23 protein-coding genes are annotated in these 22,628 nt (G+C 56.5%); 13 read left to right on the top strand and 10 right to left on the bottom strand.

Annotation, left to right across the window (positions count from 1 at the left end; genetic code table 11):
* Positions 1-3 precede the first annotated feature (3 nt).
* Positions 4-1,020, bottom strand: a complete 1,017-nt coding sequence (sbnA, locus tag Pla52o_RS18700) for a 2,3-diaminopropionate biosynthesis protein SbnA (protein ID WP_146596155.1) — start codon at positions 1,018-1,020, stop codon at positions 4-6.
* Between the two features lie 71 nt (positions 1,021-1,091).
* Here sbnA and Pla52o_RS18695 point away from each other — a divergent pair, with 71 nt between their 5' ends.
* Entirely contained in the window at positions 1,092-1,271 is a 180-nt protein-coding gene (locus Pla52o_RS18695; protein WP_146596154.1) for a hypothetical protein, read from the top strand.
* On the opposite strand, the gene Pla52o_RS18690 is transcribed toward Pla52o_RS18695, so the two are convergent.
* Positions 1,268-2,155, bottom strand: coding sequence for a deoxyribonuclease IV (locus Pla52o_RS18690; protein WP_146596153.1), 888 nt, complete (start codon positions 2,153-2,155; stop codon positions 1,268-1,270). The two genes, Pla52o_RS18695 and Pla52o_RS18690, sit on opposite strands and share 4 nt — an antisense overlap.
* 427 nt (positions 2,156-2,582) lie before the next feature.
* Here Pla52o_RS18690 and Pla52o_RS18685 point away from each other — a divergent pair, with 427 nt between their 5' ends.
* Positions 2,583-3,038, top strand: coding sequence for a hypothetical protein (locus tag Pla52o_RS18685; protein WP_146596152.1), 456 nt, complete (start codon positions 2,583-2,585; stop codon positions 3,036-3,038).
* 281 nt (positions 3,039-3,319) lie between these two features.
* On the opposite strand, the gene Pla52o_RS18680 is transcribed toward Pla52o_RS18685, so the two are convergent.
* Both Pla52o_RS18680 and Pla52o_RS18675 read right to left on the bottom strand, forming a co-directional pair.
* Positions 3,320-4,003 carry a hypothetical protein gene (locus Pla52o_RS18680; protein WP_146596151.1) on the bottom strand — a complete coding sequence of 228 codons (684 nt, stop codon included), beginning with the start codon at positions 4,001-4,003 and terminating at the stop codon, positions 3,320-3,322.
* 160 nt (positions 4,004-4,163) lie between these two features.
* Complete coding sequence (locus tag Pla52o_RS18675) at positions 4,164-4,757, bottom strand: peroxiredoxin (RefSeq protein WP_146596150.1); 594 nt, start codon at positions 4,755-4,757, stop codon at positions 4,164-4,166.
* A 162-nt stretch (positions 4,758-4,919) separates the two neighbouring features.
* Here Pla52o_RS18675 and Pla52o_RS27055 point away from each other — a divergent pair, with 162 nt between their 5' ends.
* Positions 4,920-5,084, top strand: a complete 165-nt coding sequence (locus Pla52o_RS27055; protein WP_197169358.1) for a hypothetical protein — start codon at positions 4,920-4,922, stop codon at positions 5,082-5,084.
* 54 nt (positions 5,085-5,138) lie between these two features.
* Here the strand turns inward: Pla52o_RS27055 and Pla52o_RS18670 are convergent, their stop codons facing one another.
* Positions 5,139-6,287 carry a hypothetical protein gene (locus tag Pla52o_RS18670; RefSeq protein ID WP_146596149.1) on the bottom strand — a complete coding sequence of 383 codons (1,149 nt, stop codon included), beginning with the start codon at positions 6,285-6,287 and terminating at the stop codon, positions 5,139-5,141.
* 171 nt (positions 6,288-6,458) lie between these two features.
* Between Pla52o_RS18670 and xseB the strand changes: the two genes are divergently transcribed.
* From xseB to Pla52o_RS18650, 4 genes are all read left to right on the top strand, one after another.
* Positions 6,459-6,833: an exodeoxyribonuclease VII small subunit gene (gene xseB / locus Pla52o_RS18665; RefSeq protein WP_146596148.1), complete on the top strand. Its 375-nt coding sequence runs from the start codon at positions 6,459-6,461 to the stop codon at positions 6,831-6,833.
* Between the two features lie 147 nt (positions 6,834-6,980).
* On the top strand, positions 6,981-7,910 hold the full coding sequence (locus Pla52o_RS18660) for a polyprenyl synthetase family protein (protein ID WP_146596147.1): 930 nt from the start codon (positions 6,981-6,983) through the stop codon (positions 7,908-7,910).
* A gap of 51 nt (positions 7,911-7,961) precedes the next feature.
* Positions 7,962-9,890, top strand: coding sequence for a 1-deoxy-D-xylulose-5-phosphate synthase (gene dxs, locus Pla52o_RS18655; protein WP_146596146.1), 1,929 nt, complete (start codon positions 7,962-7,964; stop codon positions 9,888-9,890).
* Positions 9,891-9,894: 4 nt separating this feature from the next.
* Positions 9,895-10,785, top strand: a complete 891-nt coding sequence (locus tag Pla52o_RS18650; protein WP_146596145.1) for an NAD(+)/NADH kinase — start codon at positions 9,895-9,897, stop codon at positions 10,783-10,785.
* A gap of 123 nt (positions 10,786-10,908) precedes the next feature.
* Here Pla52o_RS18650 and Pla52o_RS18645 read toward each other — a convergent pair whose 3' ends face one another.
* On the bottom strand, positions 10,909-11,883 hold the full coding sequence (locus Pla52o_RS18645; RefSeq protein WP_146596332.1) for an AAA family ATPase: 975 nt from the start codon (positions 11,881-11,883) through the stop codon (positions 10,909-10,911).
* Positions 11,884-12,061: 178 nt separating this feature from the next.
* Here Pla52o_RS18645 and Pla52o_RS18640 point away from each other — a divergent pair, with 178 nt between their 5' ends.
* Positions 12,062-12,457 carry a response regulator gene (locus Pla52o_RS18640; protein WP_197169357.1) on the top strand — a complete coding sequence of 132 codons (396 nt, stop codon included), beginning with the start codon at positions 12,062-12,064 and terminating at the stop codon, positions 12,455-12,457.
* A gap of 166 nt (positions 12,458-12,623) precedes the next feature.
* Here Pla52o_RS18640 and Pla52o_RS18635 read toward each other — a convergent pair whose 3' ends face one another.
* Complete coding sequence (locus Pla52o_RS18635; protein WP_146596144.1) at positions 12,624-13,115, bottom strand: hypothetical protein; 492 nt, start codon at positions 13,113-13,115, stop codon at positions 12,624-12,626.
* 4 nt (positions 13,116-13,119) lie between these two features.
* Positions 13,120-16,848, bottom strand: a complete 3,729-nt coding sequence (locus Pla52o_RS18630) for a S1 RNA-binding domain-containing protein (protein ID WP_146596143.1) — start codon at positions 16,846-16,848, stop codon at positions 13,120-13,122.
* Positions 16,849-17,607: 759 nt separating this feature from the next.
* Between Pla52o_RS18630 and Pla52o_RS27515 the strand changes: the two genes are divergently transcribed.
* Positions 17,608-17,913 carry a hypothetical protein gene (locus tag Pla52o_RS27515; protein WP_231612467.1) on the top strand — a complete coding sequence of 102 codons (306 nt, stop codon included), beginning with the start codon at positions 17,608-17,610 and terminating at the stop codon, positions 17,911-17,913.
* Positions 17,914-18,149: 236 nt separating this feature from the next.
* Entirely contained in the window at positions 18,150-18,989 is an 840-nt protein-coding gene (locus Pla52o_RS18620; RefSeq protein WP_146596142.1) for a ParA family protein, read from the top strand.
* Between the two features lie 163 nt (positions 18,990-19,152).
* Here Pla52o_RS18620 and Pla52o_RS18615 read toward each other — a convergent pair whose 3' ends face one another.
* Positions 19,153-19,809 (bottom strand): hypothetical protein, encoded by a 657-nt coding sequence (locus Pla52o_RS18615; RefSeq protein ID WP_146596141.1) that lies wholly within the window; start codon positions 19,807-19,809, stop codon positions 19,153-19,155.
* Between the two features lie 310 nt (positions 19,810-20,119).
* Positions 20,120-20,767, bottom strand: coding sequence for a peptidylprolyl isomerase (locus tag Pla52o_RS18610; protein WP_146596140.1), 648 nt, complete (start codon positions 20,765-20,767; stop codon positions 20,120-20,122).
* A 741-nt stretch (positions 20,768-21,508) separates the two neighbouring features.
* Here Pla52o_RS18610 and Pla52o_RS18605 point away from each other — a divergent pair.
* From Pla52o_RS18605 to Pla52o_RS18600, 3 genes are all read left to right on the top strand, one after another.
* Complete coding sequence (locus tag Pla52o_RS18605) at positions 21,509-21,760, top strand: hypothetical protein (protein ID WP_146596139.1); 252 nt, start codon at positions 21,509-21,511, stop codon at positions 21,758-21,760.
* A 12-nt stretch (positions 21,761-21,772) separates the two neighbouring features.
* Complete coding sequence (locus Pla52o_RS27050) at positions 21,773-21,919, top strand: hypothetical protein (protein ID WP_197169356.1); 147 nt, start codon at positions 21,773-21,775, stop codon at positions 21,917-21,919.
* A gap of 121 nt (positions 21,920-22,040) precedes the next feature.
* On the top strand, positions 22,041-22,556 hold the full coding sequence (locus Pla52o_RS18600; protein ID WP_146596138.1) for a hypothetical protein: 516 nt from the start codon (positions 22,041-22,043) through the stop codon (positions 22,554-22,556).
* The last annotated feature ends 72 nt before the right edge of the window (positions 22,557-22,628 follow it).

Raw genomic sequence — 22,628 nt, 5'->3', positions numbered from 1 at the left:
TGATCACGCTACCGCCTCCAAATTTGTGCCAGATACCAATTCGTTTAGCCGTTCGGGCGAGCAGCCTAGTGACCGCTGAACCCAATCGTCATTGAATACCGTTTCTAAATACCTTGTACCGGAATCATGCAGCACCGCGACGCAGCGTTTGCCGCTCAATTGATCGGACATGTTGCGGACCGTTTCCAGCACCCCGCCGGCGGATCCACCCACGAGCATCGCTTCACGCAGTGCTGCCCGGCGGCAACCGACCACACAATCCAGATCGCTGACTTTGGCGATCGTGTCGAACGATTGGCCGACGGCCAGTCGTGGTTCTTTGCCGGCGCCCAAACCCGGAATGCGGCGTGGTCCCGGGGTGCCGCCAAACAAAACGCTGCCAAGGGAATCCACCGCCACGACGTGCACATCTCGACCACGCGAACGTAGATAGTCACGGCAACCTTGAGCGGTTCCTGTGCTGCTCGTTGCGACAAACAAATAATCGAATTGTCCGTCGAGCGCCTCGTCGATTTCACGAACGGTGCCCTCGAAATGGGAGCGAGGATTCTCGCGATTGCTGTATTGGTTAGGCCAATAGCTGCCGGGGATCGTTTCCAACAAACCACAGACCTTGGCAATCCGCGCTGCTAAGAAATCACCACCCGGCGGTGGCTGTACCATTTCGATTCGGCCGCCGAGCGCTTCAATGATCGCCACGTTTTGAGTCTGCGTACGCGGATCGACGACACAGATGAAATTCAAGCCGTAGTAGCGACACGCCTGAGCCAAACCGATGCCCATGTTGCCCGAGGACGACTCGATGATCGTGGTGTTTTTCCCGATTTCGCCGGCCGCCATAGCGGACTCGATCATTTGCCGAGCGGGCCGATCTTTGGCGCTGCCTCCTGGGTTATTGGATTCGAGCTTGGCCAATAACTCGACATCCGACCGGTCCAGAAAGCGTTTCAATTTCACAAGCGGCGTTCGACCGATCGCGCCGAGCACGTTCTCGCAAACGGAACAAAATTGCTGCACCATTTTTTGCTGACTCCAAGCCCATATTTTGTAAGCGGAGTCAACTTAAGCAAGCGACGTGCCAAAGGAGCTGAGTGTGTCTCAAACCCAATCGCTCTCAAAATCGAGTGGGGCACGCGGTGCGACGCTTGACCATCGTGGTCGATCGCCAATCATTCAATCCAATCGCGAACCACACGCCCCATGCCGAGAACACGAGTGAGTCCGCTGCCTTTATGACGGTAACCTTTCGGGGTTACCGAGAGACGCACTAGGCGATTTCTGCAACCAACTCACGCAGCACGCGCAGATTGATCACATCCCAGTCTTCTCCCGTCTCTTCATCGGTTCCCTTCTCCGTTTCTAGGTAACCTGGAATCACGCCCAGCAACTCATCGCCGAACACGTTGCGAAACCCCTCTAAGCCGATCTCGCCACGTCCAATATGTTCGTGTCGATCGACACGACTTCCCAGCGGTTTCTTGCTGTCGTTGAGATGCAGCGCCGAGATGCAACCTGGTGGCAACAAGTCGTCGATCTGCTTGCGAAGTTCGGCAAAGCCGGGCGTGGTATTGATCGCATAGCCGGCGGCAAATGCGTGGCACGTATCCAAACAGACGCCGACTCGCGTTGCGTCACCCACACCGTCAATCATCGCTCCGAGTTGGTCGATCTGGTGCCCCAAGCATGATCCTTGGCCCGCAGTGTTCTCCAGTAGTAAGCGGCACGATCCCGCTTCGACGCGCGCGAGCGTCTCGGTCACCGCGTCAATGATTCGCTTGATCCCATCGGCTTCGCTGCTGGTCGTGAACGCGCCGGGATGCACCACGAGTCCCTCCAGTTCGAGTTCGTTGCCTCGTTCAAGTTCCATCACCAAGGAGTCGATCGACTTCTGAAACAGCTCGTCTTTCGGCGTTGCCATGTTGATCAAGTACGAAGCGTGAGCGATGGGGTGCCGAATCCCTGATTCGGCAAGCGCCGATTTCCAGGCGGCGACGTCTGCGGGCACCAAGGGTTTCGCCGCCCATTGATTGTTGTTCTTGGTGAAAATTTGGATGACATCACAGCCGACCGCAACGGCGCGACCAACCCCTTTGACCAATCCACCGGCTACCGAAACGTGAGAACCAAACAGGTGAGTTGTCTTTTTTTGTGTCATTCGTAGATCAGTAACAGAGGGGGAGCTGTGGGGTGACGCGGCGACGAAGCATGGATGAACGGGGGATGCGTCGTGCAAGCAAAGCCTTTTGTACGATGCGGTCTCCAAGGCGTCGAGTGCTGCCGTTTTCGCTCGCGGGGCAAACAATCGGGGACAAGGAGACCGCGGGGCGAAAATGGGGTGCCGCCGAGTGCCCAATGGGGTGACTGCGAACGTTCTAAATCCGGCTTGCGTTGGAAGGCGGCGATTCAATATGAGAGAGCAGCTTCAAGAAAAAACAAAAAAAGAATTGATCTTGCCACGAAGGCTATCGAAATGGGATAGCCCGAGTCGATACTTTCGTTACAAGTCCATCCCCCCCACAATCTGCTAGAGACCAAAGGCAGGGGGCGGCTAACAGATACTGATCGCACTAGGAGTTTCAGGGATGAATCAGGCAACAACAAGAATCGCCGTTTGCGTGATTGCATTTGTTTTGGCTTTCCAACTCGATGCCGCAAAGGCTGAATCGCCTGCGTCCACTTCACCGACGCCGACGATGGGCGAGTTCTTTAGCGGATTGAACCCGATGAATTGGAAGATGCCAAACTTCAAAAGCGTGCTGCCTGGGCAAGACGAAACCGCTCGCATCAAGGAAAAGAAAGACGGTTTGGTGAGCGACGTATCGGCAACCGCCTCGCGGAGTTGGCAACGGACCAAGGAAGTCCTCGATCCTCGTCGACTTTCGCCATCGAACTGGCTTCCCGCTCAATCTGAGTCACCGCAATCCGAGTCACCGGGGTTCTTTAGCTCGCTGTTCGGCGGCAAGGCGGAAGCGGAAGCGGATAGCGAACGTGTTGCGACGGTCGGTGACTTTTTGGCGCAGCCCAAGATCACTCGCTAGGTTGTCGATCGCGATTTGAACATGAAGGGCGATGAACGCGGATTCACCGCGTTGTTGTGACGCTCGCTAACGAATCGCTCGCGTACGCGTTTTTTAAGTTGCGTCATTGCCGTTTTATCTGGCAAATCACAACCCGACGCGTAAGCGAGGGACTGAGTTAATGTCAATATTCCCTCGCTTAAGCGTCGGGTTATGAATAACTCGCAACTACAAAGTGAAAGCGTTCGGGTTACGCAATCAACAACCGGTGTTTGTGGGGCAGCCTGCTGCTGAGAAATCGATTAAGGCGTCAGCGGTAGTGGGCTCGCACAGAGTTCGGCGTAGGCGGCGGTCAACTCGCTCGTTGTGAACGGGGAAGTCGATTTCGACAGCGCGATCCAGGGCCGCGCCTTGCGGGTCACGCCCTTCTCAAGAAACTCACCAAACAAACGCAACCGAAGTTCATCGTCGGTGGAGCAGTCGGTGGAAAAGGGGGCGTCGTGTTGGCCGAGCAAGACTGCGACGGACACCGCTTCGGCTTGAGAATTGGCGAGTGAGATTGGGGCGCAGTGGCCCGTTTGCGAATCCGCATTCGCATTGGCCTGGGCATTGTCACAGGCGACTTTTCCGCCACCTCCGCGTGCGACCAAGTCAACCGTTGGATGTGTGTCGAGCCAGAGAGTTTCGAGCGAGAGGGTGACTTCGATTAACAGTTGGTTCTCGCTCGAACGAATCGGCTTAAAAACCGCTTCGATCGAATACGATCCGGCGTCCTGAGGGAATTGGACATGCAGTTGATCGCCACGAATGAATTGTTCCGTTGCGGTAGGAAACGTGTCGTCGGCAACGGAAGTCAATTCAACTCGGGACAGGTTCTCCCCTTCTAATCCAATTTGAATCCCTTGGGCGCCGCCGCTTGTATTGAATCGCCAAACCGCGTTGGCATCGGACCAGGTTGCGGAGCCGAGTTCGTTGGATTTCCACATAGCGGTGTTCTCTGGGGTTCAATACGAAGGGCGAGTGACCGAAGGGTGAGTTCGTCGACTTGTGGGTTAGCGTTGGGGGACCAGCGAGTTCCGGGGTAAGGCGCCGGGACAGGCGTCGATGCCTGTCCCGTTCACCAACATGAGTTAGCCCGGAAACAGACTAGTTTGCATACTCGGCGCTGAAAAATTCTTTGCTCGATTCAACGCCAGGCTTGATGGTGCGACTACCTTCTTGCCAGTTTGCTGGGCAGACTTCGCCATTTTCTTCGAAGTACTGCAGCGCCTTGGCGATTCGCAGTGCTTCATCGACACTGCGGCCGAGCGGTAGATCGTTGACGACTTGGTGACGCACCACGCCATCTTTGTCGATCAAAAAGAGTCCACGCAGTGCAACACCGGCATCGATCAAGACGTCGTAGTCGCGTGCGATTTGTTTGTTCAGGTCGGCGATCAACGGATATTCGGTTTTGCCGATCCCGCCTTCACTGCGTTTGGTGTTGGTCCACGCCAAGTGGGTGAACTCGCTATCGACCGAAACGCCAAGCAGTTGCACGCCGTTCTTTTCGAACTCCGCGGCACGGTCGCTGAAGGCGATGATTTCGGTGGGGCAGACGAAGGTAAAGTCCAAAGGCCAGAAGAACAGGATGACGTATTTGCCGCGATAATCCGACAGCGAGATCTCTTTGAATTCGCCGTTGGGCATGACGGCTTTGGCTTTGAATTCCGGGGCTTGTTGCTGAACCAATACGCTCATGATTTCGCTACTTTCGTTGATAGGTTGCGGCGTTTGAGAAATTGACAGGAGTAAAACAGGCGGTGAGTGAACCTGCCTGTCCTCATTCCAGGTACTGATCATTCCCAGTACCGATTTTCGTTAGGCCGCAGTTTAGGCTTTCAACCGAAGAATCGAAAGGAGATGCAAGCACGCCCGGGGCTAGCGGGATTGTCGCTCCGCAGTGTGAACCAGCGGCGAGAATGGCAAGCCGTTGCGGAGAATCGCAAATGGTGGTGGCTGGTTCGCCGTCGCTTTTGGCGAGTTTCGGCGGTTCCGTTGCCAACTGGGCAGGCTGGGCGAGATTAACAGGCTCGGTGAAATTAGCAGACTCAGTGAGATTAGCTGACTGAGTGAGATTGCTCAGTCGTCGGCCAAGCCGAGCTTGGCGAGCCATTTTCGAGAATGTCCTTCGGTATGTTGCGTTTGCACGGCATCGCGACGAATGCGGTCCAATTGCTCCTCGAGATCAGCCGATTTTTGGGCGACCTCTTGGCGTTCACGCGATAGTTTGGCCCGTTCGAGTGACGCTTCGATTTCCGCTTGCCGGAACTTCTCTTCCCAATGGTCCTGCAGCTCCTGCAGCCGTTGGCGTTCTTCTTGAATCAACTCGTCGGCGTCGACCATTTGTGCAATCGCCGCCGCACCGATAGCCAATCCACCCTCAGCCGATGGAGGGCGATGCTCGAGGAGGTGGTTCAGCTCGTTGATTTCATTTTCGAAACGTTCGTTCTGTTGCTGCAAGCGATCGATTTCGCTGGTGACTTGGTTGACAAACGCAATCGGATCAACTTGATCGGGCTCGTCATTCAATCGAGATTGAACGGTTTGTGCCAAAAAGGTCTCGGCGTCAAACGTATCCTCTTCCATTTGACGAAGGATTAATTTTTTGCGTTCTTCCCAGGGCAGCGCTTCGGTGAAGTCGGAGCTGGCGTCGTTGGTCGATTTGCGAACATTCGCGTTGGCGACCTTGGCAGCGAGATCGCTGTTTTGACGTTTTAGTTCGGAAAGTTCGTATTCCAGATCCGTGATCTCGTCACGCAGCGACTCGATCATCGCTGTGTCATGAGTCTCCGACCGATTGGAATCGTGTTTTAGCAGCTCGATGTCGGCGAGCAGCGACGTCGTTTCGACTCGGGGAGCGGTCGTGGCGGTTTTCTGAAAGTCGGTGAAGTCAGCGATCAATTGACGCAGCAGCAGCGTGTTGTCATCAATGGCTGCAAGGATCGTCTGCGACGGTAGGCCCGTCTCGACCACGGAGCCCGTCTCGCCCACGGAGCCCGTGCCGCCCACGGAGTCTGAATCTTCGACGTATTCTGCGGATTCCCAATTCACTTGATCGTTATCCACAGGATTCGGTTGCGGTTGAACGGGTTGGGGAGGTGGTTCGGACTGTGGATGGAGATTCTCGGCGCCGAGAACGATGGCGTCACCCCGGCCGGCGGCGTCCTGATGACACGCGTCCGAGCGAATGGCGCTGGGGTCGGTTCGCTTTCGAGGCTTCCTGTGCATAGTTGTTGTGTAATGGTTGTCATACCAGCCGCGTTTCGCTTGAGGGACGAAGCGGCTAAAATTTCAGTCCGTGCGAGGGTGCCCCATCCAACTTGACGGCAACTTTCGATACTCGGAAACATTTCCCGTACTGATACTTACGTCGCAGGCTTGCGCTTGTCAAAGAGAGTCATGGCTAAAAAGAAAAGCTCAACAACCGATTCAGACGGCAATGCCGAATCGCCCGAGATCGACTTCGAAGCCGCGGTCGGCGAGGTCCAAAAGATTGTTGACAATCTTGAAAGCGGCGATCTCGGCCTGAGCGAGTCTCTAAAACAATACGAGCTGGGTATCCAGCGACTCAATCAGTGCCAAGGCCTACTCGAAGCCGCCGAGCGGAAGGTCACCCTGTTGTCGGGTTTCGACGCCGATGGCAATCCCGTGACGGAGCCCTTCGCGGGGGGAGAGAAAGTGGACGCGGCCCCCAGCAAGGCCGGCCGCCGCAATGCTGGGGCCTCAAACCGGGCAGCTGCGAAAAAGACCGATACTTCCGGAGAGTTGTTCTAAGTGGGGGGCGAGCGGGCGTTTGGTGAACCTGGACGCTGCGGCACGGTAACCTTCTAATGGGCGTTTGTGAAAACCTCTCCGCTCGACGTCGCTTTTCGGCGTTGAACATTCTCTCTCCTTTGAGCCGCGATTCGTCCGAGCACACTTATGGCTAATTATCCCGCTGCAATGGAGGATCTTCTTCCCCTCGTCCAGCACGCCCTTGAAAATGCTTGCTCCTTCGGCGAAGGTTGCCCGACGCGATTGGGCGATGCGATGCGATATGCATTGTTGGCACCCGGCAAACGGCTGCGTCCAGCGTTGGTATTGATGGCGTGTGAAGCGTGTGGCGGCAAGCTCGACGAGGCGTTGCCCGCCGCCGTGGCGGTAGAGATGATTCACGCCTATTCGTTGGTTCACGACGATTTGCCAGCCATGGACGATGACGATTTGCGTCGTGGACGTCCAACCGTACACATTCAATTTGACGAGGCGACAGCCATTTTGGTGGGAGATGCGTTGCAAGCTCAAGCGTTTGTCCACCTCGGCTCGGGGGTTAAGGACCCTGCTAGGGCAATCGAGACGATCCGAGTGCTGGCCCAGGCTGCAGGGGCTTCTCAATTGGTGGGAGGCCAATCGGATGACCTTTCCGCCGAAAGGGGCCAGCAGCAAAACGAACGGGGCACCGCGACGTCGGAGCCGAGATCGGCCAACGGGACGGTCGAGCACCTCGAATCGATTCACCGGCGAAAGACCGGCGCGTTGTTCTCGGCGTCGCTGGAGATGGGGGCCATTTTGGCCGGTGGCGACCAAAAATCGCGACAAGTGCTCTCGAATTACGCGAGTGATCTGGGATTGGCGTTCCAAGTGGTTGACGATTTACTAGATTTTACGGCAGATGAACAAACTCTTGGAAAACGAACGGGAAAAGATGTCGGCCGAGGTAAACTGACTTACCCTGGGCTTTTAGGCATCGAGGCTGCCCGCGCGAAAGCGGAACAGTTGGTGGAGTCGGCACGAAGCCACGCGTTGTTTTTTGGCCCAGCGGGTTGGCGGTTAACAAGTTTGGCTGATTATGTTTTAGAACGAACCCAATGATCTGGGTTGCCATGGCCTAGCCCGAGGCCGCAGAACTGAGTGGATGAAATAATGAGTGAATCACAACCAACGACAACCCCGCCAATGAACCATCCTTTGCTCGCCAGTTTGTCGGACGCGAGTCCATTAAAGTCGATGTCACGTGACGAATTGAAGGCCTTATCAGCCGAGATTCGCGATGTGCTCTGCAATCTGTTGGCAACCCGCACGGCGCATTTTGCGTCGAACCTGGGGGTCGTCGAACTCTGTATCGCATTGCATTGTGAGTTCGATTTTCGCCATGACCGCTTGATTTGGGATACCGGCCATCAGATCTATCCTCACAAATTGGTGACTGGGCGCTATCATGATTTCCCTTCGATTCGAACCCGCGGCGGTTTGATGGGGTATCCCAATCCGGTCGAGAGCGAGTACGACTTGTTCATGACCGGACACGCCGGGTGCAGTGTCAGCACCGCGGTGGGACTGCGCAGCGGCGATGTGCTTTCGGGGAACCGCGATCGCCGCACCGTGGCGGTGATTGGTGACGGCGCGTTTCCCAGCGGCATCGTGTTCGAAGCGATGAACAACGCTGGCGAACTCGAAGATGACCTCACGATCATCTTGAATGACAACAAAATGTCGATCTGTCCGCGAGTCGGTTCGGTGGCGACGTACTTGGATCGGCTACGCTCCAACCCGTATTACAACGGGCTGAAGCACGAAGTGACGCGGCTCTTGGATCTCGTCCCAATGTTCGGTGACCCGACCGAACGCTTGCTCGCCCAGATGAAGGAAGGGGTCAAGGCGGGCTTGTTGGGAGGGATGTTGTTCGAGGAGTTGAATATCCGCTATGTCGGTCCCATCGACGGACATGACGTGACGATGATGCGTAAATACTTGGCGATGGTCCGCGAGATGAAGGGGCCGGTGTTGTTGCACGTGGTGACCGAGAAAGGTCACGGTTACAAGCCTGCTGCGGAGGATCCGGTTTTCTTTCACACGCCGCCGGCATTCAAAGACGAGCGGGGCAAACCGGTTTCGTTAGGCAGTTCGGGTTGCCCGCCATTCACCGTTCATGCGCGTGATGCAATCCGTCGCCAAATGTCGCAAGACAAACGGGTCACGATCATCACGGCGGCGATGTGCCAAGGAAACAAACTCGAGCCGATTCGAGAGCAGTTCCCCGATCGCTTCTTTGATGTGGGAATTTGTGAATCGCATGCAGTCGCTTTCGCAGCAGGACAATGCAAAAACGGCATGCGTCCGATCGTCGATATCTACAGCACCTTCTTGCAACGCAGCTATGATCAAATTTTCCAAGAGGTTGCGCTGCAAGATTTACCGGTCGTGTTTTTGATGGACCGCGCTGGATTGACGGGGCCGGATGGGCCGACGCATCACGGTATCTTTGACATCGGTTACCTGCGTGTCTTCCCGAACATGGTCGTGATGGCCCCCGGCTACGCGGGCGAAGTCGATTTGATGTTGGCCAAGGCGATTGAGCACGATCACGCTTCGGCAATGCGTTATCCGAAGGCATCGGCGCTGGAATTGGATCGCATCCCGGATGAGGTGGTGATCGGAAAGAGCGAGCGTATTCGTGAAGGCAGCGATGGCACGATCGTGGCCTACGGTGCGATGCTCGATCAAGCGCTTGCTGCAGCCGATTTGTTGGCGGATGATTTGGATGTCGGCGTCATCAATGCCCGGTTTGTCAAACCGATCGACCGCGAGATGATTCGCGAGACGATGTCGGGAGACAAGTTTGTGGTCACGCTCGAAGAGCATGCGAAGATGGGAGGCTTTGGTTCGGCGTTTCTCGAAGCGGCCTGCGAAGAACACCTCGACACGCGTAAAATTCACATCGTGGCCCTCCGCGATGAATTCATCGAACATGGCGATCGCGAAGAGTTGTTGGCCGAACACGGCCTCGGCGCCGAGCCGATCGCAGCGTTGTGTCGTGAGGCTGCCAGAACACAACCGATTCCGGTGCAATAACCTGATGGCTGTGAACCAAGTTGTCGATTGGCATCGTGAGGGGCGGCGCCCCAACGTGGTGATTTTGGGAGCTCCCGATCGCGATCGCGTGCGCACCGAATTGCAGCGTTTGCGTCCCGTGATCGCAGCCACGGCGAACATCGTCGCCGAAGATCTGACGTTTTCATACGATTTCAATGACCAACGGTTCGACCTAGTGGTGGTGCTGGGCGGTGATGGATCGATTTTACAAGCGGCTCGTCAAATGGGCATGTCGCAATCCCCGGTGCTAGGAATCAATTGCGGCCGACTGGGGTTTCTGGCGGCATTGTCGCCCGACGACTTTTTGAGCGTGTGGCCTGAGGTGATGCGTGGTGGATCCGAAGTGATCGACCATATCATGATCAAGGTCACGGTGTTTCGCGGGGGCGAAGCGGTCGCAGACCAACTCGCTCTCAATGAAGTTGCAATCTTGCGAGGGGCACCCTATCGCATTCTTGACATCGATCTCTACGCCGACGGTCATCTGGCGACCCGTTACCGATGTGACGGATTGATCATTGCGACCCCGGTCGGTTCGACCGCGCACAACCTTTCCGCCGGCGGTCCGATCCTGCGGCGCAACTTGCAAGCGATCGTGATTTCACCGATCAGCCCGCATACGTTGACCTATCGGCCGGTTGTCGATTCGGCCGAAACGGTTCTCGAGTTGACGGTGACTGAACCCTACGATTCGACCAGCGTGGTCGTCGACGGACGCATTCTAAGTTCGCTTCACGCCGGCGATCGGGTGCGCGTCGAGCGTGCCGACCAAACGTTTAAGATGCTTGAGGTCCCAGGCCAAAACGACTATCGGACCCTGCGAGACAAATTGGGTTGGGGCGGATCGGTCAACTCGAAAAACGCGGTGGATTAAGTCGCGTCTCGCTTGAATCACCGCTCAGAAGGAGTCTGCTGCGGGGGCAATTTGCCGGACGATTCAGGGGCCTGTGGATTGGTCCATTTCTGATTGCAGAGGATGCCAATGATTGCGTTGGCCCTACTCGGCCTCGATCGTGGGGACAGCGATCTCGCTGAGGATCTCTTCAACGATTTTCTCAGCGGTGACCTTGCGCAGCCGACTTTCGGGGCGGACGATCAAGCGGTGATTCATCACGGGGGCGACGATCCGCTTGACGTCATCGGGCAACACAAACGCTCGCCCTCGGATCGCTGCCATCGCTTGCGAACATCGGAACAAAGCGATCGTCGCTCGCGGACTGCCGCCGAGCGCTAGATCCTCGTGTCGTCGCGTTTGGTGGACTATCTGTAGCAAGTATTGGCGAACGCGGGGATCGACATGGATCTTCCTGATTTCAGCTTGCGCTTGCACAAGTTCTTCCGCTGCGGCGACCGCTTTCAACGTGTCGATCGGATGAGCGCCTTGCAGCATCTCGAGCATGCGAAACTCTTCGTCCATCGACGGGTAACCGAGCGAAAAACGCATCATGAAACGATCCAGCTGAGCTTCCGGCAGCGGAAAGGTGCCCTCGTGATCGACGGGATTTTGCGTGGCGATGACGAGGAAGGGCGGTTGGAGCGAATGCGTCGTCGAGTCCACCGTGACGCACGCTTCGGCCATCGCTTCGAGCAGCGACGCTTGGGTTCGGGGGGTGGCGCGATTGATCTCGTCGGCTAACAGGATTTGCGTAAATACCGGTCCAGGGCGAAACTCGAACTCCGCCGTTTTCTGATTGAAAATCGAGGTGCCCGTGACATCCGAAGGCAGTAGATCGGGGGTGCATTGAACTCGTTTGAATTTGCATCCCACGCTGCGGGCGAGCGCCCGGGCGAGCATGGTTTTGGCCACCCCCGGGACATCCTCCAACAGGATATGACCGCCGCTAAGCCAGGCCACCAGCGACAAAACGCACTGTTTTCGCTTGCCAACGATGGCCAATTCGACATTGCCGATAATGCGTTTGGCGAGTTCCCCGACGGCCGCCGCAGCGGCAGGAGAGGCTCCCCCGCGAATCGGTACAGTCGTTACAGAGGGATTGGGAGAAGAGGAACTCACAGGCGTCCTGATCGAATCGGCGATAATCGGAGGGCAGTGATGGCACCGGCACCAAAGTTGCTGAGCTACAATAGTGTACTGGTTGGCTGCCTGGGTGGCAGTGTCTGTTTCGCCAGTGCAAGCCAAGGATGTCCCCATGATTGTACCTAACTTACTTGTCACCGATGATGATTCGGCATTTCGACGTGTCGTGTGCGAAGGTTTAATGCGCCGCGGGTTCGAAGTGAGTGAAGCCTCCGATGGTGACGAAGCACTGCATGTGATTCGTAGCAAGCGAGTCCATTTGGCGTTGGTTGATGTTCATATGCCACGCGTCACCGGGCTTGAGCTGATGCGTCAGCTAGCTGACACCCCCGATCGGCCAGCGTGTGTGCTGATGTCGGCGGAGATGGACGAGGCGATTCGTCGCGAAGCCGAGTCGATGCAGGCCTATCAAGTCTTGAGCAAGCCGATTCGCTTGCACCAGTTATGCGATGTTGTGCTCGGCGCGTTAACGGAGGTCTATGGCTGGGCCCCCAACAAGCCTCGCTAAGAAGTGGCCCGCTAAGAAGTGGCCCGCCGTCCGCGATGACGGACCGTTACGGTCATCGTTCGGTCTCGTTCGCAAAGACGACGGGGGTTCTCACCACCGGGGTGGGCCGAGATTGGAACAATCTCAGGTCCGAAACGGTCACCCACCCGTGTTAAGATGATGAGGGTTACGCGCTTTTCGCTGCGTAGACTTCGGCAAACTCAATCGCCCACGTGTCAATCAAGCGATGGAACTCGCTTTCATTGGCTTCCGAAATGGAAACAAAGTGATTGCGGTTGAACAGTTCGCGATTCATGACCGTTCCCTTGCCCTTGAGTTCGAGCACATTCAAATCGCTGAAGGGCCGAACCATCATGTCCAAGCGGCTGTAGTTATTGCTCCGCTTGCCCGCTTCGATTCGTAAATCGTCGCGATAGCAGGCACCTCCCCAGCCGTTTTCACCGAACAGTGATTCGGTCCGGAAACCGGGGAAATGGTCCGCAACGCGGTGCACCGCCTTTTCGATATGCTCCGATAGAGACAATCGATACGACGTATGCAATCGCCTCAGCTCTTCGGCTGACATTTCCTGTTGACGCGCGACGGATGCTTGCTTTTCCGCTCGCTGCTTGCCACGTTGGATTGCAGACTCGAGCCTTTCGTTAAAATCGTCGCTCATCAAATCAGGCCGATGGATCCGTTGGAGTTGAGTTTTGCTGATCGCCAGCAGAATCGGCCGCGGTTGCTGGCGTTTCCAACTTTGGCTTCTCGGAGGTTACCTCAGCGGCCTTTTCACTTACCACAGGAGCCGCAACGGGATTTTCCGGCTTGGATTCATCCGTTGAAGCGTTCTCGGGTTTTGTGGCAGGCTCTTTGGCTGGTTTCGCCTTCGCTTTTTCAGCCTTGGCCGGTTCGACTTTGTCCTTGGAGACAAATTGCATCAAATCGCCGAAGGAACGAAGCGGAACGTCGCCTTTGAGCATCGCGTCGCTGATCGGTTCGACCGGTTTACTGCTAACGACGCGGTAGGTTTCGGCTTGTTTGCGTCCACGATTATCGCGACCGCGTCCACCGTCACGTCCACCACCCCGTTGTCCGCCGGTTTGGCGTCCTCCACGGTCGTTTCCACCGCTGGTTCGTCCACCACCACCCGAAGCCGCACCGGTTTTACCGCGGCCGCCACGGTTGGCTTGTCCAGCTTGACCCCCGCCCGATCGAGCGTTCCCACCGGATGCGTTCCCGCGTCCAGGTGCTCCGTCGCGGTTGCCCCCACGGTTTTGTGAGTTGTATCCGCGAGCGGGACGTTCATTCCTCTTTTGACGTAGTTCTTCGAGTTGGGCTTCACGCTCGGGTGAGATCGCACTCAAAGCAACGCGTCGGCGTTTCGTATCGATCCCGGTCACCCATGTCGTGATCACATCACCGACTTGGATTGCTTCGTGAAGGTCCTCGATGAATTGTTCCGAGACACGACTGACATGGATCAAACCGCTGCAATCGGGGGCCAATTCAACAAACACACCGAAGGGCATCACACCCACGACGACCCCAATCACTTGGTCACCCGTCTTCAGGGTCTTCAAGTTTGGCATCGTCGACAGCACGGCATTGGAAGCTCCGTCGGCGACGTCGCTATCTCCAAATGGATCGCATAACCAACTCACTAATTGGCGTGCGCGTCGAGCACCGATCTGCCATTCCTTGATGCACTTGTCGATTTTCGCTTTTTCAGGGCGAGGGCGAACGACTCTCAGCGAGACTGGGGCGGTTGGCTGTGCTGCTTCGCTTGTTTCCGCGGCCGGCGTTTCAGGTGTTTCAGCCGTTTCGCTTGTCGCGGTCTCCGGCGAGGCTTCATCGGACGCTTCCGCACTTAATTCGGAGGTCGCCACGGCTTCGGCAGCCGAAGTTTCCGGCGCCGGTTGTGGCGTGTCGGCTTGGCCCTCTTCGCTCGTCGCCTCGGTGGTCTCCGTCTCCGAAGCTTCCGCTTCGGCGGTTAACCCGAAAGGCTTTTCCTCGACCTGACTCGCTGCGTCGGCTGCGGCTTCGTTGCCGGTTTGGGCCGGGTCAACGACGTCGCTCAAGTTGGGCGTCGCGTCTTCGTCAAAGTTCGGAGTTTCGTAGCCAGGTGGGGTCGACGGTGGAAGTTCGATCTCCAAAGTCGATGCCAACTTTTTCGCCAACGGGTAGTCCTCAGGATGGATCAATGTTCCATCGAGTACCTCTTGGCTACCGAAGACTCGCAAAAATGGTAGTGCTTGTCGCGTCGACGCGACATCTCCCCACTGTTCTAGCTCTTCGATCTGAGCTCGTGATTGAAACAGCTCGGTTCGGCGAGCGGCGTCGAGTGCATTTGCCACCTCGGGCGTGACGCCGGGTAGGCGACACAACCACGATGTTGGAGCCGAGTTGACGTCGACGCCACCGCGTGATGCGCCACTGACCATGACGTCATCGAGCACTTCCATCAAAGATTGGTCGGAGAGTTCACGTTGGAACGAGCCTAAACGCAATTTCAACGGATCGACTTTTGCGATCGCTCCGGCAGGTTGAAGGATCGAAAACGCGATCCAAGCTGCACTGCGGAAACGACGAGGCGTCGTTCGCATTTCTTGATCCGCAACTTGGCTACCCGCGTACGTGTCCGCACCGCTGCGGTCGGCCAGGGTCCAGCGGATCGAATTCTCAGGCGATTGTTTTACCAACTCGCTCACCGCGACCAAACATCCACGTCGAGCGGGACCGTTACTCACCACGATCAAATCGACATGGTGCGTATGGATCAATTCGCCCATTCGTAAGACGGCCTGGGATCGCATTCCGGCCGACAATTGGCAAGGCAGGTCTTCGCAATGCAGCAGTCGTCCATCGCTCGAAACAATCGTAGTCGCTGCGGTTCGAGGACCGACGGCGTCAATCGACATCACCACTTTGGCTTCGACACCGCTACGGTTCACTTGCATTCGCAAATGATCCGCTGCGATTCCCAACAAGCGACTGGACGCTCGTTCTTTCAGCTCATCCCACCAAGCGGCTTCCGCGGCAGCGCGGATTTCCGCTTCGTTTTCAATCAAGATGCTTCGCAGCATATCGGCCAAGCGAGGATTGATTCGCTCGGCGGTGCTTTGCAACTCCGCAACCAAGCGGTTCGCATCGTATTCGAAGGAGCAATTGGCGACTTGGCTACGCAGAGCGCGAGCGAGCATGACCGTTTGGAACGAGCTGAGCTTGCTGGCCGGAATCCGCTTGCCTTGCAACGGTTTCAGGACACTCATCAACCAACGGCGTCGACGTTGGCGAGGCGAAACCTTCTTTTGCTTCTTCGCTGGAGCAGGCTCGGGCTTCTTTTCTGCCTTCGCTTTCGCGGTGGTATCGGGAGTGAATCCGATCTCGTCGGCAGCCTTATCGGTTGCCGGGGTTTCTGCAGTCGTCGCCTCGGCGTCAGACGATTCGGCGGTCGCCGCCGGGGACGTTTCGCTAGCGTCGGTTGCCGCGTCGGTCGCAGGCTTGCTGTCGGATTCCGCAGCGGGCGCGTCGGTGCCAGCGGCTTCGGCGACAGCCTCGACCTTTTCCGCGTCCGTGTTGTCGGCGGAGTTCGCTACGTCGCCCGCACTTTCGGGGGTGGTTGATTCCGCTGCGTTCGGTTCCGCTGCATTTGGTTCCGCCTTGGCGGTGACCGCCTCGGTTTCGCTTGCTTTGGCAGGTGTTTCGTCCGCAACCTGGGTCAGCGACTTGGCTGATTTGTCCGATTTCGCTGGCGTTTTGGCGTCGATCGCCTTCGTGCTAGTCGAGCTCGGCTTGCTATCGCCCTCGGAATTCTCGTCTGCGTGATCGGCACTGGAGTGCGGATCATGAATTTCGATGATATGAATTTTCGCATTTTTGCCGAGCCATTGGACGGCAGCGTTGATCATCCGAGGATCACCCGCCAAGCGGCCCGCGAGCGATTTTTCGAGTTTCGCACTGGCCTCGTTCGCATCCTCGACCGCTTGCATGCTCTCAGCGATCGCATGCAGGTCGTCGCCATCCCCTTTTTGAGGATTAAGAACGCGGACGGACAATCGAGTCGCCGAATCGACCGCTTCGCTCGACTCCAGTTTGATGCGTCGTCCGAGCCGTTCGAGCATTCGCTTGGAATTTGCTTTTTCGATCGCACGTCCGAGCGCTGGGTCGGCGATGGGCGTCGCACGCCAACTCTCCAACAATTCGGCGCGTCGCGCAGCGAGCTGCTGTTCGGCGTGCAACGCCTCAGCGAGTGCCCACAGACTGGACTCATCCAAGCCGTTCAATTCGTCGCGACGATATCGCGCCAAAAATGGCGGCGAGTAGCCTTGCTCAAGTAGCGGCAACGCAATTCGTAAACTTGATTCTTCGCAACGCCCTCGGCGGGCAATTGCTTCTAGATCGACAGTCATCGCAAGTCGGTCTCATTCATTAGCGCGCACACGATCAATAAGCGTGGTGGAGCCGTCTCCACTGCACATTATTGGGGGTCGGAGCATCGCCTTCAATTTTGGAAGCCAGCAGTTTTGGGTGTTTCACAGCGGCTCTGCTGGAGTTTCAATCAACAGATCAACAAAAATTGATCCGCCGCGGAGGGCGAAGATAGCGCCGGAGAGCAGAAATGTCAACCTACGAGCAAGCTCCAACTCGCTACCTTTACGTGAAACCGGAAGAAAAGCACGTCCTTAATCGTGCCAGAATGTACAGTTCGCCCACTCGACATTCCAAATTCGAAGCGGAATTGGGCTAAGGGAATTCGGGGCATCTGTGGTACTTCATCTCTCCGCGCCCCTATGCTCTCTGGTCTGGCCTGAAACGAGGCCCGTCCCAGGGCGGAGGGGTCGCGGGACTTTTCCGGGAATACGACACAGCGCGATGGCTCGATCGATCCCGTTGGAGTCACTCCAAGGCCGGGAAATCACTGCGGCTAGCGATAAAATCGCAATCCACCGATATCACCGGGAAAATTGGTAAAGTTTGGCTTAAGTCCCTAACCGTTAAAGTCGATCACTCGATAGGGAGCAAGACGGAACCGACGGCGTCTCCTTTTGACCGCGGACGGTTCCGAACAGGGCCACGGATGGCCATGCCCAAGCCAATGTGAACGCAACACTGGTGTTTCTCGACGGTAGGTGATGCCTGCTGTTGATCCACGACTAAAGTTGAAGCTGATGCCTGAATCGAAATTTCGCGTTGTTTCTGAGAACGGATGTACCTCGTCAAAGCCCGCAAGTCAAAATTCCAATCCACCGCACCTTGCCGAACGCCAGGAACGCGAACTGGACCGCATCACTGGCGTCGCGGCGCCGAAAACGGTGGACGTCTCGCTCAAACATATTGTGCCGTTGTTGATCGATGCCGAACGAAACAACCGGATGTGGATTAGCGATTTCGAAGAGGACACCGTCCGCATCGATGCCGACCTTTACGACGTGCTTTTGGCTTACCAACAATTCCGAGCCAACGAAGCGGCTTGATTTACGGGCGTTCACCGCCCCACTTCCAAATGCCACTGCGACCCCCATGGGCCGTTACCGGTGGTGAGGCGACAACGACTCGCTGGCCAGCGAAGCGGCAGCCTCGCCGCCTCGAATTAAACCAATTGCTGTCTTGTCGCAGCTTGCTGATTTTTCTTACGATCGAAAAAACGAGTCCGATTGCTTTTCAGGCAAGGGCTCAAGAACGCTAACTCGCCCATCAAGGATGATGTACCATGCGATCCATCGCTGTGATTAACCAAAAAGGTGGTGTTGGCAAAACAACCAGCTCCGTCAACATTGCTTCTGCACTCGCCGCCCAAGGCCGGCGCGTTTGCCTGCTCGACCTCGATCCACAAGCCCACGCATCGCTGCACCTCGGCATCACTGCCGTCGATGGCGAAGCGAGCATGTATGAGGTGCTTTGCGGCGAAGCGACCATCGCGCAAGCCCGTTGCTGGGTCAACGAAAATCTTTGTGTGATTCCGGCCAACTTGGATCTTGCCGCCGCCGAACTGGAGCTAGCCAGTGAAGTGGGGCGTGAAATGATCCTGCGTGATAAGCTCGATGCAGATGACGAGCCGTTTGACTACTTTATTTTGGATTGCCCACCCAGCCTCGGCGTCTTGACCGTCAACGCTCTGGTTGCGGTCAACGAAGTCTTTTTGCCGCTGCAGCCGCACTTTTTGGCACTGCACGGATTGAGCAAGCTGCTTCGTACAATCGAGGTCGTCTCGCGTCGGCTTAACAGCGATTTGCGACTCTCCGGTGTGATGCTGTGCATGTACGACTCCAACACACGGTTGGCTGCGGAAGTCAGCACCGATATCGACGAGTTTTTTGAAGCCAGTAAGGGAGCACGCGAGTTTTACCGCAGCGCTAAATTCTTCGACACTCGCGTTCGCCGCAATGTCCGCTTGGCCGAAGCACCTAGCTTCGGCAAGTCGATCTTCGAGTACGCGGCCGACAGCAACGGTGCGGCTGATTATCGAGCTCTGGCTGATGAGGTAATCGCGCAAGAAAATACGTTTGCACGGCAACCGCAGCAACCCGAAGCACACCGAGCCGCTGCGTAGCGAGTCGGGTGCAGTTGTCTCTTTCGTTTCCCCGGTGTGTTGATTGGTAACCACTCTGGGGCACGCGTCTTTAATTTTGATGGAGCTACCGTCTCCCGGCGGTGGGCCCCGGTCTGGGGAATACCGCTACGGCTTGATTCCCCACTTCATTTATCAAGTCGCTCTAGAAAGCAAACTTGTAGCCGGGGGCTTGGCCGGCCAGTTCAAAGCCGAACTGGGTTGCGGTGCGTGGCAGAAAACTTAGCTGCAGCGGACCGCGACCAAGTCGAATCACGGTCCCAATGGGCCGCATCCCGATGTGGGCAAACGCGAGGTACGAACGATCGTTCGTCCAATCCATTGTGGTCATCAATGTGTCGGTGCCCGCGAGTCGGTTCTCGATGACGTGCGAGATCATACAGCCGATGAGTCGCTTGCCGCGATGGTCCGGGTGGGTCCAGGCGTTGAACAGGAAAGCGGCTCGTGGCGGCAGAACGACGGAAGTTCCCAAGTGGGGAGAGCGCGAGAAGTTGTCCGCCGCGTCGACCGTTTGTGTCGCCAGCCACAAATACGAGATCACTTCTTGCTCGGGCGTGACAATGACAACGATCCGCCGCCGCTCGGTTAGATTTCGTGAGCTGCCAATCGAAGGCGGGGCTTTGCCTGATTGGATTAGTTCCAACAGTTCGTCGGGCTGGGGCGTGCGCAACTCGTACCGAGGCGGCAGTGAAGTGGTGCTTGAATCACCCGCTGCTAAATACAGCAACCGCGTCGCATCGGCGATTTCGAGCCGACGGATGATGGAATAGACCAGGCGTAGAATGAAGAGGGGCAATTTCATTCGGATTCAGAACCCAGGTTTGGCGATGGCTCAGCGAAATAGCTCAGCGAAAATGATCGCTTCTGAGTCTAGTTCACGCATGCCAGCGACACCTACTCTTCACAGTGGGCAAAACGCCGTTCCTTTCCGCGCCGCAGGCGTAGCTTGACGGTCGTACCGGTCGTAGCAGCGGCTTGGGGTTGGTTGGGGCGGTGCGTTGTGGGGCCAGCGGATCACGGCGTTGTGAATGGGGACGAAAAATGCCTCCCATCTCACGCTGAGATAGGAGGCATCGATGCGTTTTCGTTCAAAGGGTGCCGAGCGAGTTTGCTTATTTCTTTTCGACCACTTGGACGCTCTTGATCACAATCGGAGTCGTTGGAACGTCTTGCATCAACATTCCCCGGACCTTCGGGTTGGGTTTGGCTTGCGTCGGCGCTTTGCCGATTCGGTCAACGACTTCCTTGCCCTCGACGACCTTGCCGAAGACCGCGTAACCAAAGCCGTCTTGCGAGTTGGCTCGGTTCAAGAAGTCATTTTTAGCCGTGTTCACAAAGAATTGGCTCGACGCACTGTGGGGGGCGGGGGTGCGTGCCATGGCGACCGTGTAGTGGTCGTTGTTGAGCCCGTTGCCACCTTCGTTACGCACCATGCGTGGGGCAGGCTTCTCATTCATATCCGCAGTAAACCCACCGCCTTGGATCATGAATCCATCGATCACGCGATGAAAGATCGTGTCGTTGTAATGGCCTTCTTTGGCATACTTCAAAAAGTTTTCCACGGTCTTAGGAGCTTTTTCTGCGTTCAACTCAATCACGAATGCACCTTCGGTCGTGTCGACCTGAACGTAAACGGGGGCTCCCTCGGCCGGCGTTTGAGCAAGAACCGTCGTGGCGGTGCCGACCGCACCACTGCCGATCAACAACGTGCCAAGTGCCAATGCCGGCAGCGCCACAATCAAACCCATTCGAGAAACCATGCGTTTCAGATCCTTTTCGCGTAAGTAAATTTTTGTTGAGCTCACAGTGACGATTTAAGCGATCGATGCCGGTCGCGTAAAGTCCGGTGCGGCTGGCTTGAGCCGAAAGCCACTTTTTGAAAACGAAACGAACCCATTTGCTGGCATTCGACGCTCGTGATGTTGCCTCGCCAATCTTAGCCGCCCATCGGCACTTGTCAAAATCGATGCATCTCAAGGTTGGATGTGTCTCAAGATGGAGGGGGGCGTCGACGGTCGGCTGGGGATACGGTCGGCTGGGGATGGCGTTCGGCTGGGGATGGCGTGGCATGAAGGCGATCCGGCCCGCGCGTTGCGCCCCGGGGGTGGAGCAGATTTATTTTGGGGATTGCTGCAGCGGTTCAGGTCGCTCTTTTTCAAATTTGGGCAACGGTGGTCCAGCGGAGCGGGAGGGCGTGATCAGAACCGGGGTATGACCCATGCTCTGCGTGTTGGGGCCAGGGAGGGGCGAATCACATCAGTTGCAAGCAGGTTGCGAAATCGGAGGCGATGGATTCCGCAAACCTTTTTTATTTTTCCCAGCCTCTTGGGCATTTGCGACCTAGAGTTTGAATACGGGTAAAGTTTTCGCATGCATCCGAGCCAAAATTCGGGGGCGATGCGAGAATTTGAGAGCAGAAGCATGGGGATTTAAAACCGTTTTTTTGTCGACTCCTCGCCACCAATCGGCGGGGAGTGATTCTCGTTTTTGAGTGTGCTGTAATGATCGATTCATTTGGGCTTTCTCAGCGTCCCGACTCCATTCCGAAACCTCCTCCGCCGCACAAATCGGTGGTCCAGGAGATCTCCAAAAGCCGCTTGACGCAGCAGAGCGAGGATCGGGTCGCGGACTCGCCATCCTCGGACCGACCGCGCGTCCCCAGCAATTCGGGTAACACGGCCGTCGAGCTCGTCAACCAAGCGGTTGAATTGCAGCAACAACTCGCCGCAGGCTACATCGATATCTTGATGTAGCGAAATATCTTGATGGAGCGCGGTGTCTTGATCGAGCGCGGTGTCTTGATCGAGCGCGGTGTCTTGATCGAGCGCGGTGTCTTGATCGAGAGCCGCCGTATCTCCTCGAGTCGTATCACGATGAAGGCTGTGGCGCGTACCGCGAAGAAGTTGTTGTAACTTGGACGCTAGCAAAACTGATATTCTGAATTGCTCTTCCCTGAAACTGGTCTCGCTTTAAGATCGTCCGATAGAGGATCATCGACGATGTTTCACAGTTTTCTTTTGAACGGAATCGCTCATGCGTAATCTCATCATCATTGGGATGTTTGTTGCCGCTGCATCGGCTGCGGGCTGGTTTAATATCCAGCGTGACGGTGAACACACAACCATTGACATCAACCGCGCTGAAATTCGCAGCGATGCTCGACGGGCCATTGATAAGGGACGCGAGTTCCTCGATCGACGCGATGCTGCGAATCCGAGCTACGATTCCTCCGGGTATGATTCCACGGGCTACGATCCAAACAGCCCCGGATCTCAGCAAAGCTATCCGCCCGCTTACGATCCCCAATCCTATCCCAGTACTGCGCAGCCGTATCCCGCATCGGGGCCGTATCAATCACAGTACAACGATTATGGGCCTGTGCCGAATTCGCGTCCTAGCACTGCGCCTCCATTTACCGCTTCGCCGCAATATAACAACGGGCCGCAAGCGAACTATGGACCTTATCCGAGCTACAGTCCGCAATCCAGTGGCGCTGCAGCAAACGAGGCTCCTCAATACGGGCCGACCCGTTACACGCCACCGCGCTAAGCACCTAGGCAGGCATCGGTTCGCAAAATGGGCCGCCGTTTTCACGACAAACGCCCCACGCAACGCTTAGCG

This window comes from Novipirellula galeiformis (assembly GCF_007860095.1).
GTDB classification, from domain to species: domain Bacteria; phylum Planctomycetota; class Planctomycetia; order Pirellulales; family Pirellulaceae; genus Novipirellula; species Novipirellula galeiformis.
Note: the sequence above shows the minus strand (reverse complement) of the source record. Positions and strands in the feature narration are given on the sequence as shown.